This window comes from Vibrio sp. Vb0888, from assembly GCF_033338835.1.
Classification (GTDB): Bacteria; Pseudomonadota; Gammaproteobacteria; order Enterobacterales; family Vibrionaceae; genus Vibrio; species Vibrio alginolyticus.
Genome location: NZ_JAWOTL010000008.1, coordinates 23803 through 35575 on the forward strand (window position 1 = coordinate 23803; position 11773 = coordinate 35575).

General features: G+C 45.1%; 10 protein-coding genes. 5 read left to right on the forward strand and 5 right to left on the reverse strand.

The window, feature by feature from the left end; genetic code table 11:
- Window positions 1–46 precede the first annotated feature (46 nt).
- The 4 genes from calR to R7P72_RS12990 all read right to left on the reverse strand — a co-directional run bounded on the left by calR (window position 47) and on the right by R7P72_RS12990 (window position 4110).
- Window positions 47–1006: a LysR family transcriptional regulator CalR gene (gene calR, locus R7P72_RS12975; RefSeq protein ID WP_005379693.1), complete on the reverse strand. Its 960-nt coding sequence runs from the start codon at window positions 1004–1006 to the stop codon at window positions 47–49.
- A gap of 555 nt (window positions 1007–1561) precedes the next feature.
- Window positions 1562–2608, reverse strand: a complete 1047-nt coding sequence (locus R7P72_RS12980) for an MJ1255/VC2487 family glycosyltransferase (RefSeq protein ID WP_005379691.1) — start codon at window positions 2606–2608, stop codon at window positions 1562–1564.
- Window positions 2609–2611: 3 nt separating this feature from the next.
- On the reverse strand, window positions 2612–3160 hold the full coding sequence (locus R7P72_RS12985) for a phosphatase PAP2 family protein (protein ID WP_005379690.1): 549 nt from the start codon (window positions 3158–3160) through the stop codon (window positions 2612–2614).
- 152 nt (window positions 3161–3312) lie between these two features.
- Entirely contained in the window at window positions 3313–4110 is a 798-nt protein-coding gene (locus tag R7P72_RS12990) for an SH3 domain-containing protein (protein WP_005379689.1), read from the reverse strand.
- A 519-nt stretch (window positions 4111–4629) separates the two neighbouring features.
- Between R7P72_RS12990 and leuA the strand changes: the two genes are divergently transcribed.
- From leuA to R7P72_RS13015, 5 genes are all read left to right on the forward strand, one after another.
- Window positions 4630–6177 carry a 2-isopropylmalate synthase gene (gene leuA, locus R7P72_RS12995; RefSeq protein WP_005379685.1) on the forward strand — a complete coding sequence of 516 codons (1548 nt, stop codon included), beginning with the start codon at window positions 4630–4632 and terminating at the stop codon, window positions 6175–6177.
- A gap of 82 nt (window positions 6178–6259) precedes the next feature.
- Window positions 6260–7351 carry a 3-isopropylmalate dehydrogenase gene (gene leuB / locus R7P72_RS13000; RefSeq protein ID WP_005379683.1) on the forward strand — a complete coding sequence of 364 codons (1092 nt, stop codon included), beginning with the start codon at window positions 6260–6262 and terminating at the stop codon, window positions 7349–7351.
- A gap of 110 nt (window positions 7352–7461) precedes the next feature.
- The gene (leuC, locus tag R7P72_RS13005) at window positions 7462–8862 is read left to right on the forward strand and encodes a 3-isopropylmalate dehydratase large subunit (protein ID WP_005379681.1); all 1401 of its coding nucleotides are present in this window, start codon (window positions 7462–7464) and stop codon (window positions 8860–8862) included.
- An 11-nt stretch (window positions 8863–8873) separates the two neighbouring features.
- Window positions 8874–9476, forward strand: coding sequence for a 3-isopropylmalate dehydratase small subunit (gene leuD / locus R7P72_RS13010; RefSeq protein WP_005383071.1), 603 nt, complete (start codon window positions 8874–8876; stop codon window positions 9474–9476).
- Between the two features lie 335 nt (window positions 9477–9811).
- Complete coding sequence (locus tag R7P72_RS13015; protein ID WP_005383074.1) at window positions 9812–10594, forward strand: DUF547 domain-containing protein; 783 nt, start codon at window positions 9812–9814, stop codon at window positions 10592–10594.
- Window positions 10595–10734: 140 nt separating this feature from the next.
- On the opposite strand, the gene djlA is transcribed toward R7P72_RS13015, so the two are convergent.
- The gene (djlA, locus tag R7P72_RS13020) at window positions 10735–11589 is read right to left on the reverse strand and encodes a co-chaperone DjlA (protein ID WP_005383076.1); all 855 of its coding nucleotides are present in this window, start codon (window positions 11587–11589) and stop codon (window positions 10735–10737) included.
- Window positions 11590–11773 lie beyond the last annotated feature (184 nt).

Here is an 11773-nt window from a genome sequence, read left to right on the forward strand (position 1 = left end):
ATTGATGATTACCAATATGGTCTAATCGAGAAGACCAAACGTCATCTTATTTTGCGGCAACGACTTCACCACAAGTGATCATCAGTTGATCGCGCAGCCAAATGTGGCCTTTATCTTTTTCGCTTGATTCATGCCAGCTTAAGAAGCCGCTGATTTCTTTGTTCGCAAATGGGAAATCAAGAATTTGCAGTTGATCGCTGTTTACCGCATTTTCCGCCATCCAACGTGGTGCAATAGTCACAAGCTCAGATTGACCCACCACGTATAGTAGGTTGCTTAAACTAGAACCTTCATACGCCGCTTGGCAATCCAGTTCACGGTACGCTTGCTCTGAGAAACTACGTTGGCCATGCACTTTCGATAACTTCGCATGCTTTTCGTTAAGCAGTTGCTCAGCCGTCACACCACCTTGAATGCGTGGGTGTGTTTTTGATGCGATAACCACTAATTCATCTTTGAAGATTTCAGTACTTGAGAAACCTTGCTCATCAAAACGAGCGTAGTCGATCACGAAATCAATTTCTTGGTAGCGCATACGCTCAGACAACAAACGGTCAAATTCTGCATCTAGGTGAAGCTGAACGTTTGGTGCTTGTTGATTCACTTTTGCCATGATCTTCGGAGCAAAACGCATGTCACAAGGGCTGCAAATCGCAAGCTTGAATAAGCGAGTCGAAGATTCTGGTTGGAATACAGAGCTAGGAAGTTCATTGCGAATCAGCTGTAGTGCTTGGCGAATAGGGCCAAACAGTTGACGAGCTCGTTGCGTAGGCTGAATACCACGGCCTTGGCGCATGAATAGCTCGTCGTTAAACATCACTTTTAAGCGTGCCACGGCGTTACTTACTGCCGGTTGAGACATGCCTAGGTTATGTGCTGCACGAGTAATATTTTGCTCTTGCATTACAGCATCAAATACAGTCAGTAGGTTTAAATCTACACCACGCAAAGTGCTTTCCATACGGTAGCTAGCAATTGCGCTCATCGCGTCTTTCTTCTCTAACATTGAGTGCGCCTCTTTTGTAATCGTCAACTTTGTTCATTAAATTCATAACGAATAGAATCCCATCTCGCACAAAAGACGGCGGCTGGATTCGAATCATTTTACGAATAGATAACCTAACTTTTTATTATATTTATCGTCCGGATACTTCCGGCTCGAACTGTACTATCAACTAATCGATTGCGGTTTCGCAACTAGATTGATATTTAATCAGTAAATTTTAGCCAATTAGGTATTTATTTTTTAAATAACAAATACTTGATAAAAACATAAAAAACTATAAAACACGTAAAAATGCATTCTTTGAGGACGTATTTAGCAAATTGATAGGACAGGCGGTCAACACAAGCATGCATTTAGCTCAGTTATTAGTTGGAATAAGAACAACAGATGACAGCTATATCTCTGATTGAATTTTGCACTTATCAGTCAAATTATCAGCAAATACACACTGAATAGAAATGAGAGAGGAAGAATAAAAATGCAGCCTTCCAAACAGAAAGGCTGCAACAAAATCGTGTCAAAAATGGAAGGAACAATGTACTTAGAACAACGTACTTAAATGTTCGACACGTAACTTGGAAAATCAACCTGCTCCCACAGCTGTCTGGATAACTCTGCTTTTGAATCCCATGCACCTTGCAGTACCCAATGAACAATAGCCTGAGCAACATCTGGGTATTTCACACTTTCGGCTTGTTGCTCCTTTAGCCACTGGCGTACTGCGGAAATGTCTAAGCTCTCCATCGACATCGCAAGCCCTAAATCTTCTAAGGTCGCAACATTGCTCTGCTGCTCGAATTGACCCGCGAGTGGCTTTAGTAACAATTTTTTCCCCAAAGACAAGGCTTCTGAAGGAAGCTCAAACCCACCATTAGCAATGACACCACTACAGCGATGCAAATGATGCTGGAAGTTGCTGTGGCATAAAGGGCGCAGTTCTATGTTTTCTACCTGCTCACATTCGATCACATCCGGGTGATAACAGATAAACGCTTGTTGATTAAAGTGGAACAATAAGTCCGAGATATCTTCAATCGATTCGAACGGTAGATACACCAACACGAAGTCGTCGTTTTCTGCTTGGCTATCGACGGTATGCACTATCGGTGGTAACAAAGGTTGATCAAAATGATGCCAATGCAAACCAAGGTGATGTTGAGAAGGCGCAAAGTATTCAATGACGGATTTATCTAACCAACTTGCTCCCTTTAGTGGCACCGGATAACGGAAAGCATTTTGGTGGCTGATACCAATAGAAGGCTTATTTTGTTGTCTCGCTGCCCACGCAGTCACAGGTTCGAAATCATTAATGATAAGATCGTAGGACGATAGATCGAGTTGCTTAACTTCTTTGAAAAACTGCACCAAATTGTTATTCAATGCTGTTTTCGCGTAGTTTACAGAGCCTTTTTCGGTAATAAAGGTGAAGCCTCGGCGAGTCTGGTAATCGCCAAATGCTTCCATTGAAAAGTATTTTTCCGGCGCTCGCCCAGAAAACAAAAAGTCGACCTCAACATCGTGCTCTTTAAACGCATGACTCATCGCCCTTGCGCGTGCAATATGTCCGTTTCCTGTCCCTTGAACACCGTACAAGATTTTCATCAATTAGCCTCCTAACATCGCAATCGCTAATCCACCACAAAGACTGCCAAGCAGTGCACCAATGATGACATCGGTAAAAAAGTGCACACCCAATAAGATTCGCGCGGTTCCGATTAAACTTGCCCAAAAGAATGCAGCAACGCCTAGGCTCGGATAGAAATGATCAATCAGCGTCGCCATGACAAACGCAGCGGCAGTGTGTCCTGAAGGAAGACTATAGCGATCAGAGGGGGTAATAAAAGCAGGAAGGAGTGCACTAAGCTCTTCAGGGCGACGACGCTTAAAACTATTTTTCAGCGTCCAATAAATTGGTAGCTCGATAGCAAAAGCAAGTAAACCCGCCAGTAAAAACCAGACTCCTTGCTCCTTATCTAAATACCAAGCTAATAACCCCAACACCAAGTAAAGATGCCCGTCACCACTGTGGGAAACTCCTTTACTGATATTGGCGACTTGTTGATTAAAACGGTGCTTAAGACAAACACTAGAGAGCGCTAAATCAAACTTAGCAATGGTTGCAATTGGCTGTGTAATTGTCTCTATGGTTCTCATGTGACCTTTCCTTACTTTGACAACGCCTTTTTGTGAAAAGTAGGAGGTTTAGGTGACAACAGCATGACGGGAGTTTGGACAATTAATGACAAAGGCCAAATTAAGGTGTGCCCAACGATTTATCTATTGGGCATAACCATAAAAATAGAACATTAAGAAGGGTTTGATGGTTGCGGTTGAGGGGTGTCTATATACCAGACTTTTCTCTTCTTGCGGCAGGCGCGCAAAGAGCCTGTCGTCATGTCACCATCTTTTGTTAGCTCATAGCTCAGTGAGCGGCAAGTATAGTTTCCCGACAGTTCATGCTCTATACTCGTTTTCTCCGTTTTACTCGAGTTAGGCTCTAGTAGAGGGTTAGGCTGAGTAGATAAAATGTCACGATTTATCACATTGCTGCGCGCATAATCCTTATGGACATAACCTTTTATCACTCCTTTCTGTTCAACGAGAAACCAAGGTTGATCAACTACTTTTGCTAGCACATTAAAGACTTCCCCTTTCGATAATACGCCAAGCTTTTCCCCTTCAAGACTCGGTTTGGAGCGTAGGTTTAATGTGGTCTTAGAGCGGTAAGAGACATCCATAAACTCTACTGGGTTTGAGGTATCGACACCTTCAGTGGTTGGTCGGAAAACTTCCGCTTGCTGTTTCTCACTAGGTTGAACACGGATCTTCCACCAAGAATACGTTTCCGGATCTTTACCTTTAAACTTATTTCGGCTGTCAGACTCAAGGGCAACAAGCATCTGATTCAAGAACGATTCGCGTCCTTCATAACTCAAAAATCGATCCATTTGATCATTGATGACCATGACGCTCTGTGAGTGATCATTCATAACAACGGGGGAAGCCACTTCCACATAGGTCTGCGATTGAAACAGCTGACAACCCGACAAGCTGACCAGAGTAAGTACTATGGCTGAACGTCCAAATTGTTTTGTTAACCTCATTCTTTCCCTAACCCTTATATTTCTTTTACCTAGTGCAACTGCACTACTATAAATGGTCATTCAAAACTTTTGCCAAACAATTCGGACCTTTGTGTGACAAGTCGCAATCCCGATGCTTGTTTTGGTAATGAAACGTCGCAAACTTGATGAGAACTTACTTCTTCTAGCACGTTTCTATCGCATCATGTCGTTTCACTTAGTGCATCATTTTTTTCAAGCAAACGAAAAGACTCATCCGATATGAATAAAAAATCGACTTTAGGGTTGACGCGCTTCATGGAGTGCGGTACTAATTTGTTAACTTAATTATGTGGAAAGCTTAACAACTATGTCAGCTCATTTTTCTATCCTGCTTAGCCTCCTCCTGATCGTGACCAGTTCGCGCGGGTAGGCTGTGGAAGAAAAATAACCACACCAATTTCTAAGAACCCGCATGAGAATGCGGGTTTTTTTATATCTAAATACTGGAAGTAAACGATTCACTTGCGCGAAAGTGCAGAAATCAGGAAGGAAGCAAACATGAACGATCAGGTCATTATATTCGACACCACATTGCGTGATGGCGAGCAAGCGTTGTCAGCAAGCTTGACGGTTAAAGAAAAACTGCAGATTGCCTATGCGCTGGAAAGACTCGGCGTTGATGTTATCGAAGCTGGCTTCCCAATCTCTTCACCAGGTGATTTCGAGTCTGTACAAACCATCGCAAAAAACATAAAAAACAGTCGAGTTTGTGCCCTTTCGCGTGCCGTTGCGAAAGACATTGATGCTGCCGCTGAAGCATTAAAAGTGGCTGACCAATTCCGTATTCACACGTTTTTAGCCACTTCCACCATTCACGTAGAAGACAAACTACGCCGCAGCTACGACGATGTACTAGAAATGGCAGTCAACGCCGTTAAACATGCACGTAACTACACTGATGATGTCGAGTTTTCTTGTGAAGATGCTGGTCGTACTCCAATCGACAACCTATGTCGCATGGTAGAAGCCGCCATCAATGCAGGTGCGAGTACAATCAACATTCCAGATACCGTTGGCTACACCGTACCAAGTGAGTTTGGTGGGATTATTGAAACCCTATTTAACCGCGTTCCGAACATTGATAAAGCGATCATCTCCGTTCACTGTCACGACGATTTGGGGATGTCAGTTGCCAACTCTATTGCCGCCGTTCAAGCTGGCGCACGTCAGATAGAAGGCACGATCAATGGCATTGGAGAGCGAGCGGGTAACTGTTCACTTGAAGAGATCGCAATGATCATCAAGACTCGTCAAGAGTTTTTGGGCGTTCACACTGGCATTAAGCATGATGAAATTCACCGCACCAGTAAGTTGGTTAGCCAGCTATGCAATATGCCTATTCAAAGCAACAAAGCAATTGTGGGTGCAAATGCGTTTAGCCACTCTTCAGGCATCCACCAAGATGGCATGTTGAAGAATAAGAATACCTACGAAATCATGACCCCTGAGTCTATTGGCCTAAAAAACCAAGCTCTGAACCTAACCAGCCGCAGCGGTCGCGCTGCCGTGAAGAGCCATATGGATACCATGGGTTACAACGAAGACGAGTACAACCTAGACGCGCTGTATGCGGATTTCTTGAAACTTGCTGATCGCAAAGGCCAAGTGTTCGATTACGACCTAGAAGCCCTAATGCACTTCTCGAACTTGCGTGAAGAAGATGACTTCTACAAATTGAGCTACCTAAGCGTGCAGTCTGGCAGCGTAATGGCTACCACCAGCATCAAAATGCAATGCGGTGATGAAGAAATGTGTGAAGCAGCGGTCGGTAATGGCCCAGTTGATGCGCTATACCAATGTATCTACCGCGTGACAGGCTACGACATCGTTCTGGATAAATTCGACCTAACCGCGAAAGGTGAAGGTGAAGATGGTTTGGGTCAAGCAGACATCATTGCCAACTACAAAGGTCGCAAATACCACGGTACGGGTGTTTCCACCGACATCGTTGAGGCTTCCGGCCAAGCATTATTGCACGTTATTAACAGCATTCATCGTGCAGATAAAATCGAAGAAATGAAGCAGAAAAAGATTGCGACTGTGTAATAACAACCGGGCTACACGGCTCAGGAAAGAACACGCTCGTTGAAATAATTAAGCTCAAAATTAGAAAACTTAAAGGATTAACATGACAGACAAATCGTACAAAATTGCCGTCCTACCCGGTGACGGCATTGGCCCGGAAGTAATGGCGCAGGCACATAAAGTATTGGATGCAATCGAAAAGAAACATGGTATTGCGTTTGAGCGTGACGAGCATGATGTCGGTGGTATCGCGATCGACAATCACGGTTGCCCACTTCCAGAGAGCACAATAAAAGCATGTGAAGAGTCTGATGCAGTCCTATTCGGCTCGGTTGGCGGCCCTAAGTGGGAGCACTTACCACCAAATGACCAACCTGAACGCGGTGCCCTACTGCCACTACGCAAACACTTCCAACTGTTCTGTAACTTACGTCCAGCGCAAATTCACTCAGGTCTTGAAGCTTTCTCACCGCTACGTGCAGACATCTCGGGTCGCGGCTTTGACATCGTGGTAGTCCGTGAACTGACGGGTGGTATCTACTTCGGCCAACCGAAAGGTCGTGAAGGTGAAGGCGCAACAGAAAAAGCATTTGATACTGAGGTGTACCACCGCTTTGAGATCGAACGTATTGCAAAAATCGCTTTTGAATCTGCTCGTCTACGTCGCAAGAAAGTGTGCTCTATCGACAAAGCGAACGTTCTACAAAGCTCTATCTTATGGCGTGAAGTAGTCGAAGAAATCGCAAAAGACTACCCAGATGTCGAGTTGTCACATATGTACATTGATAACGCGACTATGCAGCTTATCAAAGACCCTGCTCAGTTCGACGTAATGCTGTGTTCAAACATCTTCGGCGACATCATTTCTGATGAATGCGCGATGATCACAGGCTCTATGGGTATGTTGCCATCAGCAAGTCTAAACGAAAGCAAATTCGGTCTGTACGAGCCAGCAGGTGGCAGTGCACCAGATATCGCAGGTAAGAACATCGCTAACCCTGTGGCACAAATCCTGTCTGCGGCACTGATGCTACGTTATAGCCTAGGTGAGGAAACGGCGGCACAAGACATTGAAGCGGCAGTTTCAAAAGCACTATCAGCGGGTGAGCTTACGGGTGACCTTGCTGGTGACAACCCAGCACTTTCGACGTCTGAGATGGGCGATAAGATCGCTGAGTACATCTTAAACTCTTAATACAGAACAGATTCATAATAAATACTAAATCCTCTATCCACCAATGACTTACCTCTAAGTCATTGGTGCTAAAACAAAGCAACAAGGATAACGAGGAAAGGAAGCAAACAATGGGCAAAACATTATACGAAAAAGTCTACGACGCACACGTTGCCGTCGCAGCAGAAGGGGAAAACCCAATCTTGTACATCGACCGTCACTTGGTACATGAAGTGACGTCTCCGCAAGCATTTGACGGCTTGCGTGAAAAAGGTCGCAAAGTGCGTCAGGTCAGCAAAACTTTTGCCACCATGGACCACAACGTCTCCACAACAACCAAAGACATCAACGCATCCGGTGAGATGGCACGTATCCAGATGGAAACGCTATCGAAAAACTGTGAAGAATTTGGCGTTACGCTTTACGACATTAACCACAAATACCAAGGTATTGTGCACGTTATGGGCCCAGAGCTTGGTATTACCCTACCGGGAATGACCATTGTTTGTGGTGACTCGCACACGGCTACACACGGTGCGTTCGGTTCTCTCGCTTTTGGTATTGGTACATCTGAAGTTGAGCACGTATTAGCAACTCAAACGCTAAAACAAGCGCGCGCTAAAACGATGAAGATCGAAGTAAAAGGCAAAGTGGCTCCGGGTATCACGGCTAAAGATATCGTGCTAGCCATCATCGGTGAAACCACAGCTGCTGGCGGTACAGGTTACGTAGTTGAATTCTGCGGTGAAGCGATCACAGACCTTTCAATGGAAGGCCGCATGACCGTATGTAACATGGCGATTGAGCTAGGAGCGAAAGCCGGTTTGATTGCACCAGATGAAACCACGTTCGAATACATCAAAGGCCGTAAATTCTCACCTCAAGGTGCGGATTTTGATGCAGCAGTAGAGTACTGGAAGACATTAAAAACGGACGATGATGCTCAGTTTGATGCAGTCGTGACACTAAACGCAGCGGATATCAAACCACAAGTCACTTGGGGAACTAACCCAGGCCAAGTTATCGCGGTAGATCAACCTATCCCAGCACCAGAAAGCTTTGCCGACCCAGTAGAAAAAGCATCGGCAGAAAAAGCATTGGCTTACATGGGCCTAGAGGCAGGCAAGTCATTGTCTGATTACAACGTCGATAAAGTCTTCGTTGGTTCTTGTACTAACTCACGTATCGAAGACATGCGCGCAGCCGCTGAAGTAGCGAAAGGTCGCAAAGTCGCGCCTCACGTTCAAGCGCTAATCGTTCCTGGCTCTGAGCAAGTAAAAGCGCAAGCAGAAGCGGAAGGCTTGGACGTTATCTTTAAAGAAGCGGGCTTTGAGTGGCGCCTACCAGGTTGCTCGATGTGTCTAGCAATGAACAATGACCGTTTGGGCCCACATGAACGTTGTGCGTCTACTTCAAACCGTAACTTTGAAGGCCGCCAAGGTCGTGATGGCCGTACCCACCTAGTGAGCCCTGCGATGGCAGCGGCAGCAGCAATTGCTGGTCACTTTGTAGATATTCGTGAACTAGACTAAGGAGCAAACCAATGTCAGGCTTTAAACAACACACAGGCTTAGTTGTTCCTCTAGATGCAGCGAACGTTGATACTGATGCCATCATTCCAAAGCAGTTCCTACAAAAGGTCTCCCGCCTAGGGTTTGGTAAGCACCTATTCCATGACTGGCGCTTCCTAGACGATGCTGGCGAACAGCCAAATCCAGAGTTCGTGATGAACGCACCTCGCTACCAAGGCGCGTCTATCTTGCTGGCTCGTGAAAACTTCGGCTGTGGCTCATCTCGTGAGCACGCACCGTGGGCACTAGCGGATTACGGCATCAAAGCGATGATCGCACCAAGCTTTGCCGATATTTTTTACGGCAACTCGATCAACAACCAAATGGTGCCAGTTCGTTTGACTGAACAAGAAGTGGATGAAATCTTCCAGTTTGTTGAGGCAAATGAAGGTGCAGAAGTCGAGGTCGACCTAGAAGCGAATGTCGTTCGTGCCAACGGCAAAGAATATGGTTTTGAAATCGATTCGTTCCGTCGTCATTGCTTGCTAAACGGTTTGGACAACATTGGCCTAACCCTTCAACACGAAGATAAGATTGCTGAGTACGAAGCGAATATTCCAAGCTTCTTGCGTTAAGACGCGTTAGTAAATACACAAATCAAGGGCTGGCAATTGTCGGCCCTTGATTTGTTTTGGGTGACTGATCTCATATCGCTTTGCTTACAGAATACCGAACGCCTCTGTTGAAATTCGTCATCCTGAACAGCGACGAAGGAACGTGATTCAGGATCGACTACCAGAGCGCACTGTACAGATTCATACTGTCTTTACTCAAGAGTTTGTGGGTATTAGATTCCTGATATCGCTTATGCTCCTCGGAATGACAGCGAATAAAGGCCACTGATTACTGAAAGAAAACAAGCACTAAACTGGTCTACACTATCAACAATATCTCATTCAAAGGTATCTCTATGAAGCGTCTGTTATTGCTGTTGTGTGCTCTGGTTTCTTTCTCGACATTGTCCGCGCCTAAATCCGACTTATGGCCATATTGGAAACAATCGAATCAAGCCAACCAAACCCAAATTTCTCATCAAGAATGGCAACAACTGCTCGATACTTATTTAGTTGAACAAGGCGAGAATACCTTGTTTCGTTATAGCCAAGTCTCCTCTGTCGATAAAACTAAGCTGAAACAATACATCCAGCGTTTGGCAAAACTAGACCCTCTACAATACAACCAAGCAGAGCAATATGCCTATTGGGTAAACCTTTACAACGCCATCACGGTAGATCTTATTTTGGATAACTATCCAGTCGAATCAATCACCAAGCTAGGTGGTTTATTTAGCTTTGGTCCTTGGGGAGACGATGTGGTCGTGGTCAATGGGAAGGATCTAACTTTAAACGATATTGAACATCGAATTTTGCGTCCAATTTGGAATGACCCAAGAACGCATTACGCGGTTAACTGTGCCAGCCTAGGATGCCCTAATCTGCAATCTCAAGCATTCACTGCTGACAACACGCAAGCTCTACTGGATAGTGCCGCCAAAACATTTATCAACAGCAGCAAAGGCGTATCTATCCAAGGTAACACGGCACAGCTGTCTTCTATTTATGATTGGTTTGCAACGGACTTTGGTGGAGAAAAACAAATCTTCAAACACATCGCAAAGTATGCTCCGCAATACAAAAACTTCTCTGGCAAAGTGAAATACGAATACGATTGGGACTTGAATCAAGCCAACTAAACTGGGGGGATGTGAGGTCAATTAGCATTAGGGACATGATAGGCCAAAAGCTAAAGACACAGGCAACTCAAAGACTAAGACATGAAAAAGGGCACTGAGTGCCCTTTTTTACATCCAAATGTTTGATAGAAAACGTCCGACTACTTAAAGCCTTTAACCTTCTTAATAAGATCGTAAGCGTTTTGAATCTCTTGAGATTTCTCTTTCGCGACGTTCATCATCTCTGGTGGTAAACCTTTAGCCATCAATTTGTCCGGGTGATGCTCGTTCATCAGTTTACGATAAGCACGCTTAACGGTTTTACTGTCTGCATCTGAAGACACATCCAGAATTTTGTACGCGTCGGCCAACTGATCCGCTTGTGAAGCTTGTTGCCAGCTACCACCTGAAGATTGGCCTTGATGCTGACCATGAAAACCGCCCTGGCTTTGGAAACGAAATGCGGCTTCTTGCATTTGCAAACGACGCTCTAATTGCTCAGAAGAGAAACCCAAACCACGTGCAATCTTGTGTAGTACATTTCGTTCACTCGGGTGGATCGAGCCATCTGCAAAGGCCGCCGAGATTTGCAGCTCTAAGAAAAATTGCAACAAGTCAAAGCGACCAGCTGTCGAAATTTTCACACGAACAAGAACATCTTCTAACGGAAAGTCGCTGTCTTTACCTTCACGAAACGCGTCTTGCGCTGCGCGACGCTGTTCGCCATGCAAATTCATGCGGTCCATCATGGCTGAAGCCAGTTGGATTTCCTCTTTGGTGACTTGGCCTTTCGCTTTTGCCACATGTCCCATTACCGCAAACGCCGCTTTAAAAAACTCTTCTTGGCGCTGAGCTTGACTTGGCCCTTTTCCAAAGCCGCCAGTAGAGAACCCGGCTTGACTCAAGCGACGTGCTTTATCGAATTGATGGCCAATAAATAAGCCAAAGAGTAAACCTAGCGGCCCGCCAAGTAACAAGCCAAAAAAGGCACCCAGAATTTTGCCAAAAATATGCATTATGTGTTCTCTATCAATGAATTTTTATCGACGACGGCGGTCTTATAGTGCCGGATGCAACGATTTCCTTTATGATAATGGAATTAGTTTTATTTCGGCTAGGCCATTTCGCCTGCTTATCTTTGCAGCTATTTTGTCGTCATTATGCCACAGTGAATCAATACGCTGGGATAAATGCGACTAT

What these genes read in the sequence shown, in the direction of transcription:
- calR (WP_005379693.1), bottom strand. Translation starts at nt 1,006, where the DNA reads ATGTTAGAGAAGAAAGACGCGATGAGCGCAATTGCTAGCTACCGTATG.
- R7P72_RS12980 (WP_005379691.1), bottom strand. Translation starts at nt 2,608, where the DNA reads ATGAAAATCTTGTACGGTGTTCAAGGGACAGGAAACGGACATATTGCA.
- R7P72_RS12985 (WP_005379690.1), bottom strand. Translation starts at nt 3,160, where the DNA reads ATGAGAACCATAGAGACAATTACACAGCCAATTGCAACCATTGCTAAG.
- R7P72_RS12990 (WP_005379689.1), bottom strand. Translation starts at nt 4,110, where the DNA reads ATGAGGTTAACAAAACAATTTGGACGTTCAGCCATAGTACTTACTCTG.
- leuA (WP_005379685.1), top strand. Translation starts at nt 4,630, where the DNA reads ATGAACGATCAGGTCATTATATTCGACACCACATTGCGTGATGGCGAG.
- leuB (WP_005379683.1), top strand. Translation starts at nt 6,260, where the DNA reads ATGACAGACAAATCGTACAAAATTGCCGTCCTACCCGGTGACGGCATT.
- leuC (WP_005379681.1), top strand. Translation starts at nt 7,462, where the DNA reads ATGGGCAAAACATTATACGAAAAAGTCTACGACGCACACGTTGCCGTC.
- leuD (WP_005383071.1), top strand. Translation starts at nt 8,874, where the DNA reads ATGTCAGGCTTTAAACAACACACAGGCTTAGTTGTTCCTCTAGATGCA.
- R7P72_RS13015 (WP_005383074.1), top strand. Translation starts at nt 9,812, where the DNA reads ATGAAGCGTCTGTTATTGCTGTTGTGTGCTCTGGTTTCTTTCTCGACA.
- djlA (WP_005383076.1), bottom strand. Translation starts at nt 11,589, where the DNA reads ATGCATATTTTTGGCAAAATTCTGGGTGCCTTTTTTGGCTTGTTACTT.